Origin of the sequence: Mycolicibacterium neoaurum (assembly GCF_036946495.1) — a bacterium.
Classification (GTDB): Bacteria; Actinomycetota; Actinomycetes; order Mycobacteriales; family Mycobacteriaceae; genus Mycobacterium; species Mycobacterium neoaurum_B.
Map to the genome: position 1 here is coordinate 374,814 of NZ_JAQIIX010000001.1, position 22,659 is coordinate 397,472.

General features: G+C 65.2%; 22 protein-coding genes. 10 read left to right on the plus strand and 12 right to left on the minus strand.

All coding sequences use genetic code 11. The features are described from left to right. Positions 1-69: 69 nt before the first annotated feature. From PGN27_RS01655 to PGN27_RS01665, 3 genes are read left to right on the plus strand one after another with little or no spacing between them, the layout of a single operon-like run. Positions 70-1,359 (plus strand): sensor domain-containing phosphodiesterase, encoded by a 1,290-nt coding sequence (locus PGN27_RS01655; RefSeq protein WP_335324522.1) that lies wholly within the window; start codon positions 70-72, stop codon positions 1,357-1,359. Continuing rightward, positions 1,356-2,012, plus strand: coding sequence for a class II aldolase/adducin family protein (locus tag PGN27_RS01660; protein WP_335324523.1), 657 nt, complete (start codon positions 1,356-1,358; stop codon positions 2,010-2,012). The genes PGN27_RS01655 and PGN27_RS01660 overlap by 4 nt, the downstream gene beginning before the upstream one ends. Continuing rightward, complete coding sequence (locus PGN27_RS01665; RefSeq protein WP_335324524.1) at positions 2,009-2,944, plus strand: carbohydrate kinase family protein; 936 nt, start codon at positions 2,009-2,011, stop codon at positions 2,942-2,944. The genes PGN27_RS01660 and PGN27_RS01665 overlap by 4 nt, the downstream gene beginning before the upstream one ends. Positions 2,945-2,951: 7 nt before the next feature. Here PGN27_RS01665 and allB read toward each other — a convergent pair whose 3' ends face one another. After that, positions 2,952-4,328 carry an allantoinase AllB gene (gene allB, locus PGN27_RS01670; RefSeq protein WP_335324525.1) on the minus strand — a complete coding sequence of 459 codons (1,377 nt, stop codon included), beginning with the start codon at positions 4,326-4,328 and terminating at the stop codon, positions 2,952-2,954. A 239-nt stretch (positions 4,329-4,567) separates the two neighbouring features. Here allB and PGN27_RS01675 point away from each other — a divergent pair, with 239 nt between their 5' ends. Then, positions 4,568-6,076: an NCS1 family nucleobase:cation symporter-1 gene (locus PGN27_RS01675; protein ID WP_335324526.1), complete on the plus strand. Its 1,509-nt coding sequence runs from the start codon at positions 4,568-4,570 to the stop codon at positions 6,074-6,076. 7 nt (positions 6,077-6,083) lie between these two features. Continuing rightward, the gene (locus tag PGN27_RS01680) at positions 6,084-6,806 is read left to right on the plus strand and encodes an aspartate/glutamate racemase family protein (RefSeq protein WP_335324527.1); all 723 of its coding nucleotides are present in this window, start codon (positions 6,084-6,086) and stop codon (positions 6,804-6,806) included. 72 nt (positions 6,807-6,878) lie between these two features. On the opposite strand, the gene PGN27_RS01685 is transcribed toward PGN27_RS01680, so the two are convergent. Next, a complete protein-coding gene (locus PGN27_RS01685; protein ID WP_335325193.1) occupies positions 6,879-7,694 on the minus strand; it encodes a bifunctional allantoicase/(S)-ureidoglycine aminohydrolase in 816 nt (271 codons plus the stop codon). 8 nt (positions 7,695-7,702) lie between these two features. After that, the gene (locus PGN27_RS01690) at positions 7,703-8,980 is read right to left on the minus strand and encodes a DUF6986 family protein (protein ID WP_335324528.1); all 1,278 of its coding nucleotides are present in this window, start codon (positions 8,978-8,980) and stop codon (positions 7,703-7,705) included. Positions 8,981-9,155: 175 nt separating this feature from the next. Here PGN27_RS01690 and PGN27_RS01695 point away from each other — a divergent pair, with 175 nt between their 5' ends. Then, positions 9,156-9,917 carry an IclR family transcriptional regulator gene (locus tag PGN27_RS01695; RefSeq protein WP_335324529.1) on the plus strand — a complete coding sequence of 254 codons (762 nt, stop codon included), beginning with the start codon at positions 9,156-9,158 and terminating at the stop codon, positions 9,915-9,917. A gap of 12 nt (positions 9,918-9,929) precedes the next feature. On the opposite strand, the gene PGN27_RS01700 is transcribed toward PGN27_RS01695, so the two are convergent. After that, positions 9,930-10,163, minus strand: a complete 234-nt coding sequence (locus PGN27_RS01700) for a hypothetical protein (RefSeq protein WP_335324530.1) — start codon at positions 10,161-10,163, stop codon at positions 9,930-9,932. Positions 10,164-10,222: 59 nt separating this feature from the next. Beyond that, positions 10,223-11,380, minus strand: coding sequence for a serine hydrolase domain-containing protein (locus PGN27_RS01705; RefSeq protein WP_335324531.1), 1,158 nt, complete (start codon positions 11,378-11,380; stop codon positions 10,223-10,225). Positions 11,381-11,573: 193 nt separating this feature from the next. On the opposite strand from PGN27_RS01705, the gene PGN27_RS01710 reads away from it, so the two are divergent. Next, positions 11,574-11,894 carry a hypothetical protein gene (locus PGN27_RS01710; RefSeq protein WP_335324532.1) on the plus strand — a complete coding sequence of 107 codons (321 nt, stop codon included), beginning with the start codon at positions 11,574-11,576 and terminating at the stop codon, positions 11,892-11,894. Between the two features lie 33 nt (positions 11,895-11,927). Here PGN27_RS01710 and PGN27_RS01715 read toward each other — a convergent pair whose 3' ends face one another. From PGN27_RS01715 to PGN27_RS01730, 4 genes are read right to left on the minus strand one after another with little or no spacing between them, the layout of a single operon-like run. Beyond that, entirely contained in the window at positions 11,928-12,524 is a 597-nt protein-coding gene (locus tag PGN27_RS01715; protein ID WP_335324533.1) for a carbonic anhydrase, read from the minus strand. Positions 12,525-12,551: 27 nt separating this feature from the next. Next, positions 12,552-12,872, minus strand: coding sequence for a P-II family nitrogen regulator (locus PGN27_RS01720; RefSeq protein WP_335324534.1), 321 nt, complete (start codon positions 12,870-12,872; stop codon positions 12,552-12,554). Beyond that, a complete protein-coding gene (locus tag PGN27_RS01725; protein ID WP_335324535.1) occupies positions 12,869-15,418 on the minus strand; it encodes a DUF2309 domain-containing protein in 2,550 nt (849 codons plus the stop codon). The genes PGN27_RS01720 and PGN27_RS01725 overlap by 4 nt, the downstream gene beginning before the upstream one ends. Beyond that, positions 15,415-16,839: a proton-conducting transporter transmembrane domain-containing protein gene (locus PGN27_RS01730; protein ID WP_335324536.1), complete on the minus strand. Its 1,425-nt coding sequence runs from the start codon at positions 16,837-16,839 to the stop codon at positions 15,415-15,417. The genes PGN27_RS01725 and PGN27_RS01730 overlap by 4 nt, the downstream gene beginning before the upstream one ends. Positions 16,840-16,999: 160 nt before the next feature. Here PGN27_RS01730 and PGN27_RS01735 point away from each other — a divergent pair, with 160 nt between their 5' ends. Beyond that, entirely contained in the window at positions 17,000-17,356 is a 357-nt protein-coding gene (locus tag PGN27_RS01735; protein ID WP_335324537.1) for a helix-turn-helix transcriptional regulator, read from the plus strand. 27 nt (positions 17,357-17,383) lie between these two features. On the opposite strand, the gene PGN27_RS01740 is transcribed toward PGN27_RS01735, so the two are convergent. Further along, positions 17,384-18,280: an alpha/beta hydrolase gene (locus tag PGN27_RS01740; RefSeq protein WP_335324538.1), complete on the minus strand. Its 897-nt coding sequence runs from the start codon at positions 18,278-18,280 to the stop codon at positions 17,384-17,386. Between the two features lie 39 nt (positions 18,281-18,319). Then, positions 18,320-18,955 carry a GAP family protein gene (locus PGN27_RS01745; protein WP_335324539.1) on the minus strand — a complete coding sequence of 212 codons (636 nt, stop codon included), beginning with the start codon at positions 18,953-18,955 and terminating at the stop codon, positions 18,320-18,322. On the opposite strand from PGN27_RS01745, the gene PGN27_RS01750 reads away from it, so the two are divergent. After that, complete coding sequence (locus PGN27_RS01750; protein WP_335324540.1) at positions 18,904-19,746, plus strand: TetR/AcrR family transcriptional regulator; 843 nt, start codon at positions 18,904-18,906, stop codon at positions 19,744-19,746. The two genes, PGN27_RS01745 and PGN27_RS01750, sit on opposite strands and share 52 nt — an antisense overlap. 10 nt (positions 19,747-19,756) lie before the next feature. Here PGN27_RS01750 and PGN27_RS01755 read toward each other — a convergent pair whose 3' ends face one another. Then, on the minus strand, positions 19,757-21,961 hold the full coding sequence (locus tag PGN27_RS01755) for an arylsulfatase (protein ID WP_335324541.1): 2,205 nt from the start codon (positions 21,959-21,961) through the stop codon (positions 19,757-19,759). Positions 21,962-22,291: 330 nt separating this feature from the next. Here PGN27_RS01755 and PGN27_RS01760 point away from each other — a divergent pair, with 330 nt between their 5' ends. Continuing rightward, positions 22,292-22,654 (plus strand): (2Fe-2S) ferredoxin domain-containing protein, encoded by a 363-nt coding sequence (locus PGN27_RS01760; protein ID WP_335324542.1) that lies wholly within the window; start codon positions 22,292-22,294, stop codon positions 22,652-22,654. The last annotated feature ends 5 nt before the right edge of the window (positions 22,655-22,659 follow it).

A 22,659-nucleotide genomic window follows, 5' to 3' on the forward strand; every position in this document is an offset into this window, starting at 1 on the left:
CACGATGTATGTCCCACGCCGGTTCGGGGCGAGCTGGTGGCAGAGGCCAGCCGGGCACGGAATCGCGCGATGCGCAACCTGATCGCTGCGATCAATGCGTCCATCGATCCGGCGGCGTTGACCCGCCGGATCACCGAACAGATGTGTTTGTTCACCCCGAAAGCAGATGGCGCGGCCGTCAGCATCCTGGCGCCCACCGACGAGTTCGTCGTGGTCTCGGCCTTTGGCGTCGTGGAATCCCTGCTGGGCCTGCGCCTGCCGGTCGCCGGGACGTTCCAGGGGATGGCGGTGGCCACCGGTCGACCACAGCTCAGTGACGACGCGCCCAACGATCCGGCCGTGACCGCCGAGGTCCGCGCCATCGGGTCGCAGCTGGGATTGCGGACCCTGGCCGTCTTTCCGCTGCGCCATCGCGACACCGCGATCGGCGCGTTGTCGATGACGTCGAAACAACCGGGCCGGTTCGACGAACGCGATATCGCCGCGATGGCGGCGGCGAGCACGTTCATCTCGGGATTGATCAGCGCGCATACCGAGCTCTCGGCGCTGCTGGATGCGTTTCTGGTTGATCCGAACCTGCCGGACGACTCCACCACGCAATTCCTGGCCTCGGTGTTGCTTCCCGATATGGCGCGCGAGGACCGACTGCATCAGCGACTCGACGCCGTGCTGGCCGATCCGGCCAACCTGGACATCGTGTTCCAGCCGATCGTCGATCTGAACACCGGAGATGCCACCGGTTTCGAGGGATTGTGCCGCTTCCCGACCGACGGCGAGTTGACCCCGAAACAGTGGTTCGATGTCGCGCGCCGTCTCGGCCGGAGCCTCAGTTTGGAACTGGCGGCGCTGCGACGCCTGCTCGTCAACGCCGAGGATCTTCCGCCGGCGTCCTTCGTGGCCGCCAATCTCAGTCCGGTGACGGCGATGAACCCTGCGGTGCAGGAGCTCCTGATCTCGGTGCAGCGGCCGCTCGTCGTCGAGATCACCGAGCACGAACCGTTCCCGGACGATCTCGCCGAAGCGCTGACCCCGTTGCGGGAAGCAGGGATCCGCCTCGCCATCGACGACGCCGGCGCAGGTTTCGCAAGCTTCAACCAGCTGTTGCGCCTCCGACCGGACATCATCAAGATCGACGGAGATCTCACCTCGGGCATCGACACCGACCCGGTCCGGCGTGCGCTGGCATCGTCGATCGTACGACTGGGCAGTGAACTGAATGCCGTGACGGTCTCCGAAGCGGTCGAGGACCTCAATCAGGTGAGCACCCTTCGCGATCTCGGCGTGGACCTCGGTCAGGGATATCTCTTCGGACGTCCGACCGCGTACCGTGCCGGCGGACCCGTGACAATGTCCGGATGAACCGTGCAACACTTCGACGCGATGTCGCATCCACCGCTCGGCGACTGGCCGCAGAGGGACTGCTCATCGGCAGCGCGGGAAATGTCTCGGCCCGTTGTGGCGACATCATCGCCGTCACGGCCACGGGCGTGATCATGTCGGAATGCGATGTCGATGACGTCACCGAGGTCGATCGCGCCGGACAGGTGATCACCGGAACGCTGGCGCCCACCTCGGAATTGGGTCTGCATCTCGGGGTGTACGAGACGTTCGACACCGCCGCGGTGGTGCACACCCACGCTCCGTTCAGCACGGCGGTCGCCTGTCTGGATGGCCTCGATGTGTTACCGGTGCTGCATTACCAACAACTCGTGCTCGGGGGTGACATAGCGATCGTGCCGTATGCACCGTTCGGGTCAGCGGACCTGGCCGCCGGCGTCGTCGAGGCTCTGCGCGGACGTCAGGCCACGCTGATGGCCAATCACGGCTCGGTTGCCGTCGGTACCGACCTGGAGGCCGCGCTGCAGAATGCGTTACTGCTGGAGTGGTTGGCCGCGCTGTACCAGCGCACCCGGTCGATGGGACCACCGCGGGCGCTGACGCCGGATCAACAGTCCGCCACCATCATTCAGGCGGTGGCACTACAGTATGGAGCCCGGAAGGACGTCCCATGACCGCACTCACCGTCGCTGCCGTGGGAGTCCACGTTCTCGATGTCCACGTCCTCGGCGCCGCCGCGATCCCGGAAGGCTCGACAGGGTCTCTGGTGGAGAGCATCGGCATGTCACCGGCGGGCACCGCGGCCGGCACCGCGGTGATCTTCAGCAGATTGGGCGCGACCGTGCGGACGTTCGGCGCTGTCGGCGCGGACGCGCTGGGGATCACCCTGCTCTCACTGCTGAACGCCGAAGGAGTCGACACCGCGGGGGTGGTGCGCGAGCCCGCGGCTCAGACCTCGGCATCGGTCATCCCGATCCGGTCCAACGGCGACCGGCCCGCATGGCACTGTGTCGGCGCCAACGGTCACCACAAGCTCGACCAGATTGACCAGATGGCAGCTCTCGGCGTGACCCACCTGCACCTCGGCGGGCCGGAATTCTACGGTGGACCGGCTGCGGCGACACTGCTCAGCGCCGCGAAGGGCAGGGGGATCACCACATCGGTGGACATCCTCGCCGGCGGCGATCCCGGCCTACTCGCGTGGATCGCCGACGCGTTGCCTCATGTCGACTACCTGCTGCCCAACGACGAGCAGGTGCGCGGTTTCACCGGGATCACCGATCTGACCGCCGGCGCCCGGGCGTTCCTCGATCGTGGAGTCGGATGCGTCGCACTGACGTGCGGCGGTGACGGCGCATTGGTGGTCACCGACCGGGACAGCGTGGAGGTGCCGGCCTTCGTCGTCGACGTCGTCGACACCACCGGATGCGGTGACGCGTTCTCCGCGGGTTTCCTCACCGGCCGCGCCGAGGGGCTCGGACTCGGTGAATCGGCAACACTCGGCTGCGCGGTCGCCGCACAGGTGGCGCAGGGGATCGGCACCACCGCAGGCGATTACGACCTGCCGCGCATCCGGGAGTACGCCGGCATCACCTGTGCCGGGTGAGAAATCGCTAAACCCCGCCGCGACGAAGCATCCGGCCGTGCGGGTTGGTGAAGTCGATCTTCTTGCCGCGCAGCCAGGTGCTCGTCACGACCCCGGCCAGCGCACGCCCGTCATAGGGGCTGACCGGATTCTTGTGGTGCAGCTTGTGCACATCGACGACCTGAGCGGAGTCCGGCTCGAAGATGGCGAAGTCCGCGTCGTAACCGAGCGCGATCTTGCCCTTGGTGTTCAGTCCCGCCAATGCCGCGGGCTTGGCGGCCATCCAGTCCACCACCTGGGTCAGCTCGATACCGCGGCGCTTGGCCTCGGTCCAGATGAGCGACAGGCCGAGTTGCAGTGAAGCGACCCCACCCCACGCGATCCCGAAATCACCGTTCTCGACGTCCTTGAGGTCGATGGTCGACGGCGAGTGGTCGGAGACGATGCAGTCGATCGTGCCGTCGAGCAGGCCTTGCCACAGCAATTCCCGATTCGACGCCTCGCGGATCGGCGGACAGCATTTGAACGCGGTGGCGCCGTTCGGTATCTCCTCGGCCAGCAGAGTCAAGTAGTGGGGGCAGGTCTCGACGGTGATCTTGACGCCATCGCGCTTAGCGGTCGCGAGCATCGGCAGCGCATCGGAGGAGGACAGGTGCAGGATGTGCGCGCGGACCCCGGTCCAGCGAGCGCGCTCGATCACCTCGGCGATCGCGACGTTCTCGGCACCACGGGGACGGGAGGCGAGGAATCGTTCGTATTTGTTGCCCTCGGCAGACGGTGCCCTGTCGATCGCTCGGGAGTCTTCGGCATGCACGATCATCATGGAGTCGAAACCGGCCAGCACGGCCATGTCCTTTTCCATCTCGTCGGCGTCCAGGTGCGGGAACTCGTCGACACCTGAGTGCAGCAGGAAGCACTTGAAGCCGAAGACACCGTCATCGTGCAGGCCGCGCAGGTCGTCGGTGTTTCCGGGGATCGCGCCACCCCAGAATCCGACGTCGATATGGGTCTTTCCCGAAGCCGCTGCCCGCTTGGCGTTGAGCGCCTCGACGTTGACCGTCGGCGGAATGGAGTTCAGCGGCATGTCGATCAGCGTGGTCACGCCACCGGCAGCAGCGGCGCGGGTGGCCGAGTCGAAGCCCTCCCACTCGGTACGACCCGGCTCGTTGACGTGGACGTGAGTATCGACCAGGCCGGGGATCATCACCTGGTCGGCGGTCAGTTCGACGATCTCGGTCGCGGTGAGGCCACTGCCCAGTGGCTCGATCGCGACGATACGGCCGTCGCGGATGCCGATCTCGCGTGCCACGATGCCCGCGGTCGTCAGGGTGCGTTCACCGCGGACCACCAGGTCGTACTCGGGCCGATCCGAGGGTGTGGACGGGTCGTCAACGTGCGAAGTCATCGGCAGCTCTCCGTAGCGAGGTACACATGTCCTCGATCGAATTCCTCATTGTGGAAGTAAGCCTCCATCGTAGTGCGAGGTTAGATGTGAGCGCGGACACAGTCAATTGCGAACGAAGGCTTGACACACGACGTCCACATACGCGTTACTTATGAAATCTGTGGAACTTTTCTTCCGCACAGTGGAATTTTGCGGCGGCGCCCCTGGTGTCGGCGCTCCTACCGTGACAGGCGTACCCCATGAGCACAGAGTCCACCGGTCTCCTCGGCGACTCCGACCGTAACGACGCGGCAGCACTGGCGGATGTGAGTCCGCACCTCTACAACACCGATCTCGCGCCCACCCGGCGCGCCGGCCGACGCTGGGGTGCGTACAACATCTTCACCTTGTGGGCCAACGATGTTCACAGTCTGGGCAACTACTCGTTCGCCATCGGCCTGTTCGCCCTCGGCCTGGGCGGGTGGCAGATTCTGTTGGCGCTCGGACTCGGCGGGATGTTCCTTTTCCTGCTCCTCAACCTGTCCGGGTTCATGGGGGAGAAGACCGGCGTCCCGTTCCCGGTGATGAGCCGCATCGCTTTCGGTATCCGGGGCGCGCAGATCCCCGCCCTGATCCGCGGGGCGGTGGCGATTGCCTGGTTCGGCATCCAGACCTACCTCGCCTCGGTGGTGCTGCGCATCATGATCATCGCGCTCGCGCCGTCGGCGGCAACCCTGGATTCGAACAGCGTCCTGGGCCTGTCGACGCTGGGCTGGATCTCGTTCGTCTCGCTGTGGGTGATCCAGGTGATCATCGTCAGCTACGGCATGGAGATGATCCGCAAGTACGAGGCGTTCGCCGGTCCGGTCATCCTGTTCACCATGATCGCCCTGGCGATCTGGATGCTGAGCAACGCCGACTGGAGCATTGCGTGGTCGACTCCCGACTCGCTGACCGGTGTCGACATGTGGTTGAAGATCATCGGCGGTGCGAGCCTGTGGGTCGCCATCTATGGCACCTTCGTCCTCAACTTCTGCGATTTCACTCGCAATGCGACATCCAAGGGCGCCATCGTGCGCGGCAACTTCTGGGGCATCCCGCTGAACATGCTGGTGTTCGGAGGCATCGTGATCACGCTTGCCGGTGCGCAGTTCCGCATCGACGGCCGCATCATCGAGGCGCCTGCCGATATCGTCCAGGAGGTGCCCAACACGCTGCTGTTGGTGCTGGCCGCGCTCGCGCTGCTGATCCTGACCATCGCGGTGAATCTGATGGCCAATTTCGTCGCCCCGATCTACGCGCTGAACAATCTCTTCCCCAAGCACCTCAACTTCCGACGCGCCGCCTTCATCTCGGCGGTCATCGGTCTGGTGATCCTGCCGTGGAACCTGTACAACTCACCCGCGGTCATCAACTACTTCCTCGGTGGGCTCGGCGCGATCCTCGGCCCGTTGTTCGGCATCATCATGGTCGACTATTGGCTGGTGCGCCGATCGAAGATCAACGTGCTGGCCCTGTTCACCGTCGACGCCGCCGGGGAGTATCACTATGCGAAGGGCGTGAACATGCGTGCCGTTGCCGCCCTTGCCATCACCGCGGTCGCCGCACTGCTGATGGCCTTCGTCCCGGCATTCAAGGTCGTCTCGGAGTTCTCCTGGTTCATCGGGGCCGGACTCGGCGCGATCGTCTACTGGATGTTCGCGGACCGTCGGGGCCCGTTCAACGATGTATCGGGAGAGCCCATCGCCGTGACCAGCACGCACCACTAGGGACCTCATGAGAATTCTGGTAGCCAACGTCAACACGACAGCCTCGATGACCGAGGCGATCGCCGAGTCCGCGCGCGGTGTCGCAGCGCCCGGCACCGAGATCATCGGCATCACACCGCGTTTCGGCGCCGACTCGTGTGAGGGAAACTTCGAGAGCTACCTTGCCGCCATCGCGGTCATGGATGCGATCACCTCCTATTCCGAGCCCTTCGATGCGGTGATCCAGGCCGGCTACGGCGAACACGGTCGTGAAGGCCTGCAGGAGCTGCTCGACGTGCCGGTCGTCGATATCACCGAGGCGGCGGCGTCGACCGCGATGTATCTGGGCCACAAGTATTCGGTGGTCACCACACTCGACCGCACTGTGCCGCTGATCGAGGACCGCCTGAAGCTGGCAGGACTCGACGCACGATGCGCGTCGGTACGGGCATCGGGTCTCGGTGTGCTCGAACTCGAGTCCGATCCCGAGCGTGCCGTCGAGGCGATCGTCTCGCAGGCGCGCGAGGCCGTGGCGAAGGATCATGCGGAGGTGATCTGCCTCGGGTGCGGCGGTATGGCCGAACTGGAGGCGAAGGTGTCGGCCGCCACCGGTGTGCCGATCGTCGACGGAGTCCGCTCGGCGGTGACCATTGCCGAAGGCCTGGTCCGGATGGGGCTGTCCACCTCGAAGGTGCGCACCTATGCCACGCCGCGCCAGAAGAAGGTCATCGGCTGGCCATTCCAGTTGTGAGACAACGCCTCTGACGACGATGGGCACCCGATCGGGGGTGCCCATCGTCGTTCTGTCAGAGTCGTCGTTCTGTCAGAGCATGATCTGACGGTTGACGTCCTTGTACAACAGGTAGCGGAAGTTCGACGGCCCACCGGCGTAGCAGGCCTGCGGGCAGAAGGCGCGCAGGGAGAGGAAATCGCCCTCCTGAACCTCCACCCAGTCTCCATTGAGGTGGTAGACGGCCTTGCCTTCGAGCATCAGCAGACCATGTTCCATCACGTGGGTCTCAGCGAACGGAATGCTCGCGCCGGGTTCGAACGTCACGATGTTGACGTGCATGTCGTAGGCCAGATCCTGCGGATCCAGCATGCGGGTCGTGCGCCATTTCCCATCGGTTCCCGGCATCGCCGACGGTTCGATGTCCCGCTCGTTGCCGAACTTCACCGACGGCATGTGGCCCTCGATGACCTCATAGCGCTTTCGGATCCACACGAACGTCGCATCGGCATCGCCGGTGTTGTGCGCCGACCATCCGGTACCGGCCGGCAGGTACGCGAAACCGCCCTCCGACAGCGTCTGCGACTGGCCGGCCGCATCCACGGTCAGGGCACCGGAGGTGACGAACAGAAAGCTCTGCACCTCCGGTTGCGGTTCTGGCCGTTGGGCGCCGCCTCCGGGCTTCACTTCGACGATCGCCTGGAAGTACGTTGTCGCACCACCGGCCACGGGGCGGTTGATGATCCACGCGCGGGTGCCCGTCCACTCCGGGAACACCGAGGTGACGATGTCGGAGAGAACACCGCGGGGGATGACGGTGTACGCCTCGGTGACGATGGCCCGATCGGTCAGCAGGTCGGTCTGCGGCGGCAGTCCGCCACGAGGGGTGTAGTACGACGCTGCGCTCACTGGATGGGTCACGGGGTGCTCCTGGTTGTGCGGCCGAGCGCGATATCACGCACGGTGGACGTGGAAAGGTCGGTGGCGGTTTCAATCTCGTCGACGGTGAGCGCGCCACACACGTTGCCTCGATGGATCACACTCGCCAGCGCCCGAGCGGTGGCAGGCTCGTCCATGACCGTCGAGTCGAGTCGGTGGACGTAATTGCGCAGGCGCGTCGCGGCGGGTGCGAAGGCCCGCCGATAGAAGGCATACGTCGCGAGGTATCGGGTGACCAGTTGGGCGGGGTGCATGTCCCAGCCCTGGTAAATGCCCCGTTCGAGGTGTCGGCGGACCAGACGCGCGTGCAGCGTCCACGCCATCGCGATGTTGTCGGGGTCGCCGACGGGCAGGATGTTGGTGGAGCCGTCGGACATGTGGACGCCGGTTCCGGCGACGGCGAGTTGCATGACGTTCTTGGCATGGTCGGCCGCCGGATGCTCCATCGACTGATAGGCGGCGGCGATGCCCAGGGACGCCGAATAGTCGTAGGTTCCGTAGTGCAATGAGCTGACGCGACCTCGGCCGGCGTGGATGAACTGGGCCACGGGTGCACGGCCATCGGCGCCGAGGATCGCCTGCGGGGTTTCGACCTGAACTTCGAAGCGGATGCGGCCCTCGGGGAGTGCGTTCGCAGCCTCGAGGGCCTTCGCCACCGCGACCATCGCCTCGACCTGGTCGACCGAGGTCACCTTCGGCAGGGTGAGGGTCAAACCATCGGGCAGACCACCTGATTCGACGAGCCCACTGATGAACATATCGAGCGTCCGCAATCCGCGGGCCCGGGTGGCTGCTTCCAGGCACTTGAAGCGGATGCCGACGAACGGCGTCGAGTCACCTGCGGCCACAGCGCTGTGCAGGGCGGCTACGGCCCGGTCGACATCGGCATCTTCGGTGGCGTCGTCGAACGTGCCGTAGCCGTCCTCGAAGTCGATACGGAGGTCCTCGATCGGCTCGGTGCTCAGCTTGCGGTCCACCAGCGCGGCCAGAACGTCGGGTGCACAATCGGTTGCGTCGCTGGCGCCGACCAACGTCGCCACTTCGTCGAGCCCGCCGGCCTCGCCCGCCGCGGCGCGGGCCGCGGCGCCCCAATCGGCGGGCACGGCGGCCGAGTATCGGTTGGCCGGGATGTAGACGGTGTGCACCGGCTGCCGGCGGCCGTCGTCACCGGGATAGCGGTCGGCCAGGTGCGCGTCGGCGGCCGCCAGCCGGCGGTCGACATCGGCCAGCGCAGCATCGTCGAGGCGTCGTGTCACAGGTTTTCCTTCCGGGGGTGGAAAGCCGGTCGGACCGAAATTCCACAATGTGGAGTTTAGCGCGGACACCCGCCCCACACGAAGGAGTCCGGGTTACCCCGTCAAGATTCCGTATTGCGGAAACAAATCATCACCTGTTGGATGGAACACACTTCCTCTACCGAAAGTGAGTCGCATGACGGAAAGGTCAGGCGGGGTTCAGTCGGTGGAGCGTGCCTTCGAGCTGATGGAGTTGATCGGGCGCGCAGGCGGAGAGTGCTCTCTGACCGAGTTGTCGGCAGAGTCGCCATTGCCGCCGCCGACAATTCACCGGCTATTGCGCACGCTGGTCAATCTGGGTTACGTGCGCCAGCTGCCCAACCGCCGCTACGCGTTGGGGCCGCGACTGATTCGACTCGGCGAGGTCGCCAACCGCCAGCTGGGTGGCCTCGCCCTGCCGGTGTTGAAATCGCTGGCCGAGGAACTATCCGAAACTGCCAGCCTGGCCGTGCTCGACGGAGACATGGTCATCTACACCGGGCAGGTGCTGCCGTCGACGCTGCTACGCAACGACACCGAAGTCGGTAAGCGGGTCGGGCTGCACACCTCGGGCGTCGGTAAAGCCGTCCTCAGCGAGCTCGATGACGCACGCATCCTCAAACTCGTCACCCAGTCCGGTCTTCCGGCACCCACACAGAACAGTGCCTCGACCCTGTCGGCAGTGTTCGCCAAGGTGGAGCAGGTGCGCGCCGATGGTTACGCGATCGATGACGAGGAATGCGAAATGGGGATCAAGTCGGTGGCCATGGCAGTACCCGGTGCACCCACGCCCATGGCGATCGGCATCTCGGGCCCGGCGGCGCGCATGCAAAAAGAAGCCATCACGCGCGCGGTGCCTGCCCTGAAGAGGGCGACCGGGGTGATCTCCGAGGCGCTGATCGGGTCGCGCGAGGTCTAGCTCCGCTCCGGCCTAGAGCACACCCAGTGGACGGCACACGTTGGACAGGGCATTCCAGTACTGGCCCGGCGCACAGTTCTCGGCCGGCCGCGGCGTCTGGCAGGTGTTGGTGATGGGATCCCAGAATTGCCCGTTGATGCAGTTCAGCGGTTCTGCCGTGGCAGACCCGGCGACGAACAGCGAGGCCGCGGCAATCGGCGCTGCGGCGAGGACGGCGATGGCCGAACGACCGAAGGTGTTTCGCATGGTTTGATCTTGCCCCACACGGCGGCTCTTGAAACCCGGATATCGGTCGTAACGGATGGTCAGAGTGCGTCGTAGACCGCCGCGATGAGCCGATGGGCGCGACGATCCCCGGCCAGCCAGTCCCGGCGCAGGTTGGGGATGAAGGCGAACGCGACCCGGTGTTCGGGATCTGCCATTCCGACCGAACCTCCGGCGCCAGGATGGCCGAAAGCAGTTCGGCGTGCCGATTCGAGTATCACGAAGTTCTGCGACGGCAGCATGTAACCGAGCCCGAAGGCGCTTTCGAGCCGCAGCACGCGGTCGCGGCCGCGCACCTGCTCGGTGATCGCCTCGCGCAGCAGCCCCTGAGCGAGGAGGTTGCCGCCGACAAGGTCGGAATAGAACATCGCCATCGCGCGAGCTGTGGTGACCAACCCTGCCGCGGGCCAACCTCCCGCCAGTACATCGCGATCGTTGAACGCCGGAACGGGGTTCGATGCTGCGCGGACGAAGAGTGACTGCGGATCGGTGGCCGCTGCGGCCATCTCGCCGACGGTGTGCTCGGGTATCGGCGGCGCGTGCTCGGCGCCCCATATCCGCTGCTCGGGCGGTGGCGAGCTCATCCTGGCGATATCGGATGCCGTCGCTGTGTCTGCCCCGATGTGGAGTTGACCATTGATGTGACGCCGGGTGAACTCGCCCACCGAAAGATCGGTGTGACGACGCACGAATTCACCTACCAGCCAACCGAAAGTCAATGCGTGGTAACCATGTTCGGTGCCGGGTGGCCAAACAGGGTGTTGCTGCGCCAGCAGATCGGCCATCAGCGCGGGGTTCGCGGCGTCAGCCGCCGACACCTTGCGCTCCAGTACCGGCAGTCCGGCTCGGTGGGTCATCAGGTCTCGCAAGGTGGTCTCGCGCTTGTCGCACTGCGCGAACTCGGGCCACCACGAACAAACGGGTTCGTCGACTCGACTGCCACGCTGCTGGGCGACCATCAGCGCCGCGGTCGCCGTCACCCCCTTCGTGCAGGAGAACGTGGGGCACACCGTGTCGCGGGTCCACGGCCGTCCGGTCCTTCGATCGGAGATACCGCCCCACAGGTCCACTACGGCACGTCCGTCGACGTAGACGACCACCGCGGCCCCCAGATCGTCGCCGTCGGCCACACTGGCTTCGAAGAGCGTCTTCACCTGAGCGAACGCCGGGTCGGCGTAGCCCTCGGCGATAGTGGACATGCATCGAGTAGATCACGTTCCCCGCGGAATCAAGATCGGTATCGCTCGACCGGTTTGCCCACTGCTGTAGCCCCGGGTGTCTGGTGGTGATCGTCGACATCTGCGGATCAGGCCTGGACGTCTCGGTCATCAGCCGTTGTGCCAGTCTGGATCCGAGACCTCCCTGCACTTCGCCGTCGACGTGAGGAGACGAATGGCGACCAGACGCCGCAATGCGTTGCATCTGTTGTGGACACTGCCGCTCGCCACGGCATTGTCCGCCGGTCCGCTTTACTGGGGCACGTTGGCCGTGTGCGGTGTCAGCGGATGCAGCGGCGCCGGTTTCGGGCCCTCATACAGCCCGAATCAGCAATGGATGATCGCGTTTATCGTGATCGGTCTCCTCTACGCATCGGCAATCATTGCGGTGCCATGGGGTCGGGTCGGTGCACGGCTGACGGTGGGGCTGGGCTCCGGCATGATGATCGCCGGTTACCTGATCGTCCAGGCATGGACCATGAAGTACGGATCATGAGGTACTCACCCGTCTGACACAGAGGACTTCCGCTCAGATGCGCTCGAGGACGGAATCGTCGGTCCGCACCGCACCGAGGGTGGCGTGCACCGTGATGTCATGGTTGCCGGGGGAGACGGTGGCGCAGACGATCCCGACCTCATGGTGATCGATCTTGCGGGCGAGAGCAGGTGAGCGCTGCACCAACGACGTTGCGGTGTCGATGATGTGCGCCGAGGTCACCGACGCCACACAATCGGCGGCGGCGCCGCGACGCACCACCGACAGCAGCGCGTTCTCCACCGCAGTGCGCATCGCACCGTCAGGCAATTGCGCGTTCTTCCAGGCCTGCAGCGCGGCCTGCATGGCAGGGCAGTCGTCATGGCCGAGGACCACCACCAGGGGAACTTCGAGTGCGTCGACCGCGTACTCGATGCTGGCCAGCACGCTGGTGTCGACCGTGTGGCCCCAGGTACTGATATCCACAATTGATCCGGCAGATTGCCCGAACACCGTGTCACTACTGATGCCGGCATCGGCACAGCGGAACACCGCTGCCAGCGGTCCGGTTCCGGTCTTGGGTTGCCCGGCCCTCAGCTGCTGCCAGATCGCCGTAGCATCGGTCGCGCTCATGGTCACGTCACTGGTCATCTCGGTCATTCCTTTCGTAATGGTGTTTCAGCTGAAGTACTCGGGGCGGCTGACGTAGGTCTCCGTCACGAACAGCACGCCGGGTGAGGCATCGAGCAGCCTGCGCAGTCCGGCCAGCAGTGCCTCGACCTTGTCATCGGGCACCACGGTGATGATCAGTTCGAGCGTCGCCTGTTGGTTGAACAGCAGGCGTCCCTGGTGGTAGCCGTGATGGCCCAGCCCGGACACGCCGGACACGCTGGTGAAACCGGTGGCGCCGACTCCGGTGATCACGTCGCGCACCGCGGCCGCGTCCTGGCCGGAGACGACGACTTCGACTTTCGTCATCCGGGCGAGGGTGGTTGTCATCGAATCATCTCCTTGTCGAAAGTGGTTGCCGCTAAGGCATTGTCATCCCAGGACCGCCAGCCGTTACGGGTCCGGCGGTGCCAGCTGTGGCGGGCGTCCTGGCGTGCGGCCAGGTACACCCAGTCGTTGTCGAACAACTGCTTCAACGATGGGTTTCGGTCGATGATCGCGTCGATCCGTGCCAGCGGCGCCTGGACGACGGCAAGCAACCGTTGAGGTTCGTGGATCAGACGGTCGGCGAACTGCACCGACTGCCGCGGCAAACCCAGACGCAGATCACCCGCATGCCCGGCCAGCACACCGGCATCACCCACGACGTTGTGGATCGTCTTGCTGCCTGCACCGAAGGTGTCGGGGGCCACCGTCGAGAAGTAGTACTGGCAGTTGATCCACTGCGCCACGACCAGGGGCGCAGTCATGATGTTCTCCAATGCGGTCCCGTCGGCGTCGACTTCGGCCTCATAGGAGTGCAGGAATACCCGGCGATGCAGATCGATTCCGGTGGTGATGTCCCGCGGACCGATGATGAAGGCTGCGTTGCCCGCCAGACCCCACTCCGGATACACCTGAGCCCAGTCCAGCGAGCGCTTTTCGACGTGCCGGGCCGCTCTGGCCGATGAGCGCCGCCGGGGTGCGCCCGGCAGAACGGCACACCGCTCGCCGGCAAGGGCCTCACCGGCGAGGGCGAGATGTGTTTTGAGCCGGTCGATATCGGCCCGGTGCCCCGGCGGGATCAGATGCTCGTCGAGTATCGTGACGCGGTCAGTGGTGGTGTCGTGTACAGCGGCGATGACGACGGTGTCGTCGGGAACAGCGATCCCCGAAGCACGCAGCCCGGCACGAACCTCGGGATCGTTGAGGATCAGCGCGGCAGTGCGCGCGTTCGGGGCCCCGCCCTGCCCGCCGCAGGCCCCGCAATCCAACGACGCTTGATATGGGTTGTTCTCGGTGGTGCTGTGATGGCCGCAGAGCACCAGCAGCCGAGCGAAATTGTCGGTCAGTCCGATCGACTGGAAGAGCGCCTGGGCGAACAGAACTCGCTCGGACACCGGCATATCGCTCACCGCCAGCACGGTCGGCGGTGTCGGCGCAACCCACTCACGCAGGCGCCTGCGGATTGTCCCGCTGGCGGCCGGGGCAGCGGTTTTGGCCGCGGCAAGGGGGGCGGCCAGAAAACCGGCCGCCTCGGCGAGGGTGAAGGACCCCGTGTGCGAGTGCTTCGCGGTGTGGAATGACGATTCGGCCGCGGCCAGGCCGGTGACTCCGGCAACGTGCCGACGCACATCGCCCGCCGGCTTCTCGGATACCTGGTGACGGGGTGAGATGAGCACCGGGCAAAGATCCATCGGATCCCCGCCGAGCAGACCGGTGAACCGGATGGCGACGGCGAAGAAACCGGCGAAGCCGAACGTCTGATAGCCGCCGTGGCTCTCCAGATGCCTGCGCAACCCCTCCGAACGGGTGTCGATGCAGGTGACCACCTGGGCGTGCACAGGCACGGCATCGACTTCCCTGTCGGCATCCGCCTTTGTCAGCGCACTCAGTAACTGATCCTGATAGTGGCCTTCAAACGCCTGCTGCCACAGGACTTCCCGGACAGCGACCGGGACCGTGGCCAGAATCCTTGCCACGGTCGCCTGTTCGGTCTCATCAAACGTCCCTTCGTGCCAGAGCGCCAGAAGGTGGTGCGCGCGCTCACGCGCGGTAGGCGCCGGCGAGCGGAGTGCTTCGGCCACCGCTGTTCTCGACGGCTGTTGCACCAACGTGGCCTCCAGTTGCAACCGGAGCGCCAGATACTGCAGCAGATCGATCCCCGCCGCCCGGTCGGCACCCCACTGAATATGGGCTGCCCATCCCGGCAAGCGGGTCAGATGCGCCTGCAGATAAACGACGCGATCCTCATCGCCGATACGCAGAACCTCCAGCGCGTTCAGTACGGCGTCGTCCGGCCGTTCCGGTGCCGCACGCAGCTTGCGGCGTGCCGCGCGGGACAAGGTCCGGTCGTGGCGTATCGATTTCCGCCAGGCGGTATAGAAGCCCTCCGCGTGGTCTGGCATGGCCCAACTGCCGCCACCGAGGAAGGCCGCGCACCAGGTGGCAGCGTATGCGTCGATATCGTCAGCGAGCTCGTGTGAGGCCTGCTCGGCACGGGTTGTGAAGCGGCGCTGCGGTTCCGGTGCGGCGTGGCCATGAAGCAGATCGGCTCGCAGGATGTCGATGGCTGCGACGTTGCGCTCGGCCAGCCGGACGTCCGGTTCGTCCGCCAAATTGGGGTGCCGCCTCAGCAGTACCGCGTCGAGATCGGTGTCAGTGATGCGACCCTGCCGGTACAGCGCTCGAAAGACGTTTTCCGACAGGCTTCCCCGCATCCCGTAGACATCGCTTGCGCGCCGGATGGCCTGTTCGAAGGGCATGTTCTGCAGACCGGCGAGCGGATTGACCGCGATGAAGGTACCGAGGGGATGATGAGTGGGTAGTGCCCGCGCAGCGATTCGGATGTCACTGCGGAGCTGAGCCCGCCGTGCGGCGATATCGGTCGTTGTCATCGATGTGCTCCTGTCGGATGAAGGGTTCCGGCGCTGATCGCGTGGGTGTAGAGGGCTCGTTGAACGCCGCGGGCACGGGGCCAGGTCCGCACCGATGCCAGGGTGCCGAGCACGGCCAGGCCGCCGACCATCACCACCCACACCGTCATCGGTGATGCGGTCGATTCCGGTAGCGCGGGAGCCAGATATCTGCTGACGGTGCCGATCGTCGTCACATAGGCCACCGCGGCGACAAACATCACCGCCGTCGCTCCGAGAACACCGAGCGCGGTGGGCTGCCTGCGCAGCCACCCCCACGTTGCGGCGGCACCGGCCAACCACGCGAAGACCAGCAAGGCGAGTTCGGCGGCGTGCCCTTCCTGCCAGGCCGCTGATATCGCAGCTCCGGTGGCCAGTGCGCTCAGCGGCAGCAGTGCCGCGGTCACAGCGAGACACCATGCGGCGCGGCGACCGAGCCCCGCAGGCGCTGCGCGCATATGGTGTCGCCGATGCCGGGCGATTGCCGTGCCGGAGGACAGAAACAACGTGGCCTTGTAGAACCCGTGTCCGATCAGGTGGATCACCGCGGCCGCCCAGAGTCCCAAGCCGCAGGTGAGCATCATGAAGCCCATCTGGGCCATGGTCGAATAGGCCAGCGCTCCTTTGATATCCGGTCGCACGAGCATCATCAGGACGCCATAGGCCATGGAAGCGATGCCGACAACGATGATGATCCCGGCCGCCGGCGGGGTTGCCAGGTCGGCGAGCTTGACCAGTAGCACTCCGCCGCCGTTGACCACTCCGGCGTGTAGAAGAGCAGACACCGGCGTGGGTGCCGCGAGAGTGGCCGGCAGCCAGCGATGAAAGGGTATCTGCGCGCTGCGGGAGAGTGCGGCGATGGCGATCAGTACCGCGACAGCGGGTGCGGAACGACCGGCGTCCAGTTGGTGCAGTCCGACCCCGACCCATAGCGCGCCGTCGCCGAGCGCGAATGCCTGCGCGGTGCGGCGAACACCATCGCGCGCGGCAGGCAGTTCGCGATAAGTGGCCAACAGCAGGCACAGCGCCAGCCCGACTGCGGTCCACCCGATTGCCAGAGCCACCATCGTGGTCGAAGTCGCCATGACCACCGACGCGGCTGTGAGAAGTGTTGCACCGCAGGAGAACCAGTGTGATCGATCATCACCGGCCAGGTAACGCACTGCGTAACCCTGCGCGATGGCGCTTACACCGAATACCAGTACCAACAGTGCTGCCCCGAGTCGTTCGGGCGCCGAGGCCAATCCCGCGATTGCCACGAGCACACCGACGACGGCGACCGATGTGCCCAACCGTCCGACGATCACCGGTGCGCGTCGGCCGACGGTCGCGGCCAGTGCAGCCACCGCCAGCAGCGCGATGAGCAGTGTCAGTAAGGGTGGCTTCAAGGCGAGCTCCAACATGCGAAGCAAATTACGCGTATTAGTTCTCACGTGTCAAGCTTCGTAATACTGTCGAGCCGTGCGACGCATCCGGGAGAAGCGCTGCCAGCAGGAGATATGGCGCGACACGAAACGTGCCTATTACCGAAGTGCGTTACGCGAATCACATATGCTGTCCGGGATGCCTGCGTCCCGGAAGAGCACAGAGAAGGCAGCGGCACCGCGGAAGGCGGCCGCGCCCGCGACCGCGCAACCCGCGGTCGCGCCACAGCGCACATGGACATTTCTGACCAACCACGCCCATGTGCTGTTGTGTCTGGCGCAGGGGGAGTCGCTGACGGCGCGGGAGCTGAGCGTGCTGATCGGCATCACCGAGCGCTCGGTGCAAGCAATCCTCGCCGACCTGATCGCCGATGGCTACCTGAAGAAGTCCAAGGTCGGGCGGCGCAATCGCTACAGCGTCAACCGGTCAGGACGCCTGCGCCACCCGCTGGAGTCGGCACACAGTGTGGGTCAGCTGATCGACGCCCTCAGCTGAGCCCTGCTCGGCGAGCACGGACCACCATCACCGATCGGCGAGAGCCGTCTTCACAAAGGACGCGATGCGTTGCCTGGCTGCGTCGGCTTCCGGAACCGGTAGCAGGATGAATCCGTGGAATCCGCCGGGCACCTCCACGAGAGTGGTGTCGACGCCGGCGGCGTGCATGCGGGCGGCGGTATTGCGTGAATCATCGAGCAGACAATCGTGCGTGCCGACAATGATGAGCGTGGGCGGAAAGCCGGCGAATGAGCCGTACAGCGGTGAGACCAGCGGCGCCGTCAGCTCGTGGTCGCCCGCATACGCGGCGGCACTGCGGTTCAGTCCCGCGCGGGACAAAAGATCGCGGTGTTCGTTGGACAGGAAGCTGTCGGAGACGTTGGTCAGATCGGCCCAGGGAAACAGGGTTACCAGCGACTTGGGCGGCTCGGTCCTCTCGTCGAGGACTCGCCGCGTCAGGGACAGGGCGAGTCCACCCCCGGCGGACTCGCCGATGATGATCGTCGGTCGACCGCGCGACACCTGCGAGTACACCGCCCACAGGTCATCGAGCGCGGCCGGGAACGGATGCTCCGGCGCAAGCCGGTAATCGACACTGACCAGTTCTGCACTGCTGGAACGCGCCAACCCGCTATGTGAGCGCGCCGCCACAGAACTACCTGCGACAAAAGCCCCGCCGTGCACATGGAAGATCAACCCTCGGCCGGCACCAACCGGACGAAACCAGCGAACGGGAACATCGGCCACCGTAGCGGTGTGTTCCTCGACTCCGCGCGCACGGCGCTGGCGCATCTCCATCGAACGGGTGATCGTGCGTGTTCTGTCGACGTCGTGGGGGCCGCGTGCCTTCGATGCCGCCAACAGCGCGAGCTTCTGAAAAGTGGCCAGCCGACGGCTGGGACGGTGCGGCGTGGGTTCTGACATGGGCGCTCTTCTCGGTATCGGTAATCAGCAGCGGCAGGATCAAGCGGCGTTCAGTAACAACATCGACCCGACGGCGACGAGAACCACCGCGAGGATCGCGGCGTTGTGTCGCTCAAGGACGACACGGAGACGGTGCAAGGGCCCTTCCATGCGTTCGCGCCAGATCGCGTAACTCAGCACCGGCAAGATCACGGTCAGACCAGCCATCACGGCGAACGCGGCCATTTCCGCCAACGCGTTCACGCCATCGGTTGATCCGATGCTGAAACCTGCTGCGGCACAAACGGACAACACTTTGGGATTCACGATCGCCAGAACGGGGGCCGCCGCGAGCGCCCGCCACGCGGTGACGGAATCCAATCCGCGTAGCCAGACCGGTGCCCGAGTGCTCCGCCCACGACGAACCCATGTGACAACGCCGGCCAGGACGAGGAGCACAGCCAACGCCATGGTGGCGGGTCGTACCCACTCGGGCGCGGAACCTCCTGCCGTGGCCAGTCTCCCGGATAGTTGCACGAACAGACCTGTTGCCACCATCAGGGACAGCACCCATCCTGTGGCGAACGACCACCCGGCTGCCAGTGGCCGCGGTGTGTGCAGCATCAGGATCGCAGGAACCACCGATGCGGGTGATACTGCGACGACTACGGCCAGCGACATCAGCTCAGCCCACATCGGACACCCTCGCCGCCACGCGGTCGACCGGCAAACAACCAAACCTCATTCATGTACCCCTCGCCGTTGATAAGTACGATCAGTCAATGCCCATGGAGTCCGACCGCATCGGGGAACCGGTGCGCAGACGCGGCCGCAACAGCAGCGGAGAAGCGACGCGCATCAAGCTCATCACTGTCGCGGAGACGATGTTCGCCGATCGAGGGATCGCGGCCGTGAGCCTCAACGAGATCAGACTTGCTGCCGGACAAAGCAACGCCGCGGCGGTGAACTATCACTTCGGGTCCAAGGATGACCTCATCAAGGCGATTCTGGAGTACCGTCTCGAACGCATCGACAGAGATCGCGGACGCATTCTCGACGACGCTCTTTCGGCGCGTCGACCGCCCGAACTCAGGAGCGTGCTCCAAGCTTTGGTCCTTCCGCAGATCGACAGCATCAACCGAGGAGAGCGGCATGTCGAGCTGGTAACCCAGCTGATGTTCCACGGATACGCCGAACCGGGCGGGCCTGCGTGGATTCTTGCCGATCCGGCCATGACCGAGCATGGTCAACGGCTCAACCAGATTCTCTGGCAGCATCTTTCGGACCTATCTGACGTCGTCGCAGCGGCGCGTCTTCGTTTCGTCTACACCAGTTGTCTGAACGCAGTCGCTGACCACCAGCGCCAACGCGCAACCGTGGCCGGTGCACCGCCGACGGCCGTGTTCGCGGCCGACCTCATCGATTCACTGACCGCGGTCATCCGCGCACCGGCATCGACGTACACCGCCGACACCTTGCAACCTTGACGACGCCGCATCACTCTGACTTGAGCGCAGCCTCGAGAAGTTCCCTGCCCGGTAGCGAGTCCAGATCGGATTCGACTGTCACCGAATACAATCGGCCATTCCACTCGAAAGGTGGCCGGTAGTCGGCGCAGACCGGCATGCCGCGATCCCGTCCCAGGATCAATGCTGTTCCGCCGTGCTGCCAGACGTGCGGCAGCGTCAACGGTGTGAACACCGATCCTGCGACAGCATCGTCGATCACCGCTTCCACCCGCGTCCCGTCGCCGAGGCGATGAAGCCGACAACCCGCGCTGTGCCGGCCGCCCATCAGCACTCGGTCCGATTGCACTCGAATGTCGCCACCGGGTGCGGCGATGGCGATATGCAGTCTGGAGCCGATCACGTATGCCGCGAGCCCGCCGGTCCAGTTGCCGATCGCGAACAGCACCCCGTGGGCGCCTTCGGGAGGAATCTCGATGTCGGCGGTCATGCGGCTGTACAACAAGGGGAGCGCCTCATCGACGACGGGTCCGCCCTCGGGTCTCAACACCACACGCTGGCCGGGTGGGAAGTCGGGCCACACCATGTCTGCTGCTCGGGCCACCAATGAGTCGGTCAGCGGATTCACCTCATGGCGGGCGGCTTCACGGTCCCAGAAAGCGCTCAAGCGCGAAACCACGCCAGGGTGTGTCGCAGCGATATCGTCGGCTTCCGAGAAGTCGTCGGGGTGAAACAACGACCACCGGTCTGCGGCGAAGTCACGGCTGCCATCGAGCAATGTCTCCTCGTCCATGACGCCGTGGCTCACATGGTCGGTCGTGGCCTTCCAGCCGTCGGCGATGATGGAGCGAGAACCGACTACCTCGAAGTACTGAGTGGATCGGGGTGCCGGCGCCGCCGCATCGTCGAAGGTCGTCAGGAAGCTTGCGCCGTGCATCGCGCTGTCGACCGCGGCCGAAGTAGGCTTCGGCGGTCGGATTCCGCAGGCATCCAAGATCGTCGGCATGATGTCTATAGCGTGTGCGAACTGTGGGCGGACCGCGCCACCGCCGCGGATGCCACGGGGCCAGTGCGCGATGAGCGGTACGCGCGTACCGCCGAGCCACGCATACCGCTTCCACAGTCGAAAGGGTGTGTTACCGGCCCATGCCCAGCCCCACGCATAGTGGGGGTATCCCGCCGTTCCGCCCCAGTCGGTCAGCTGATCGAGGTTGTCGGCCGCTGATTCCTGCACCCGATGGGTGAATCGGTGTTCGTTGCTGGTTCCCGCGACACCGCCCTCCGCGCTGGCCCCGTTGTCGCTCATGATCAGGACGAGGGTGTCATCGAGGACATCGAGTTGTTCCAAAGCCGTGAGCAATCGGTCGATCTGGCTGTCGGTATGGCTGAGAAATCCCGCGTAGACCTCGTGCATCCGCGCGTACACGGCGCGTTCGTCGTCGCTGAGGTTGTTCCAGTCGGGGACCCATCCGGGCCGATCGGTGAGGGTGGTGCCTGCGGGCACGACGCCCTCGGCAAGCTGGCGTTCGAATACTCCGCGCCGCCAGGCGTCCCAGCCGATGTCGAACTGCCCTGTGTACCTGTCCGCCCATTCCTTGTGCACATGATGCGGTGAGTGCATGGCCCCGGTGGCGAAGTAGAGAATGAACGGTTTGCCCGGCGCGGACTGTTGCTGGCTCACCACCATGGAAATCGCCTCGTCGGTGAGGTCTTCGGTCAAGTGGTAACCCGCTGGGCGCACATCGGGCCCGTCGATATAGCTGTTGTCGCGTACCAGTTGCGGGTCCCAGTGGTTGGCATCGCCGAGCAGAAATCCGTAGTAACGCTCGAACCCGAGTCCCAATGGCCAACGGCTGAACGGACCGGCGCTCGTCCGCTCGCCACGGGGCGCCAGATGCCATTTTCCGACGGCCATCGTGCTCCAGCCAGAATCCCGGAGTATGCGCGGCAGGGTCGGCGTCGAGTCCGGGATCTTGCCGGTGTAACCCGCGTGCGCGGTCGGGATGTCGGCGAGAAAGCCCATCCCGACCGAATGGTGGTTTCGGCCGGTGAGCAATGCGGCCCGTGTAGGCGAACACAGGCCGGTGACGTGAAAGCGGTTGTACCGGAGACCATTTCTGGCCAAGCGATCAATGGCCGGAGTACGGATGTCGGAGCCGTAACAGCCCAGCTGGGCGAAGCCGAGGTCGTCCAGGACGATCATCACCACATTGGGACGATCAGATCGTGCGTTCACGCCGTACTCATCCATGCGCCACCTCTGCTCACCGCGATATAATTAAAGAGACCTCATTACTATCACGGAATCGCTTCGCCGGCACCTGTCAGCTACCGATCAGTGCACAGCCAGGCGAATGTGACGCGGAAGTCGACAGTTCGGGCGACGGAGAAGCTGCGCGCCTGCCGCTGCGCTGCGTGTGGATTCGATCCCGGTGGGGCGATCATGCAGTGCGTGTACCGCGTTCAACGCGCGCTCGCGTCCGGCTGTAAGCAGCCTCGTATGCTGACGACCGGTGGGCGACGACAAGCAGTCTGCATTACATAGACAACGAGGAGGACGGGTACCGTGCCGTTGGACCGAACCCGACCCAGCGTCACCGTGTGCCGTGGGTGTTGCTGCGGCACGGCCAAGAAGCACCCGCGTATCGACCACGAGGCCCAACTTGCCGAACTTCGCGATTTGGTTCGAGACATCGCCGATCTGCGGGTGACGGATTGCCTTGGCCCGTGCGAGCGTTCGAACGTCCTGGTGGTTTCGCCGTCGAGTGGTGGGCGCCGCCGGGGCGGGCGGGCGACCTGGCTCGGGGATGTACTGGAGGACCACGCGGGATCGGCTATTGCCGACTGGCTGCGTGACGGTGGGCCCGGTGTCGTCGATCTCCCACCGGGCCTACGACGCCACCGCTTCGACAGGCCGAAGAACGCGTGATCACA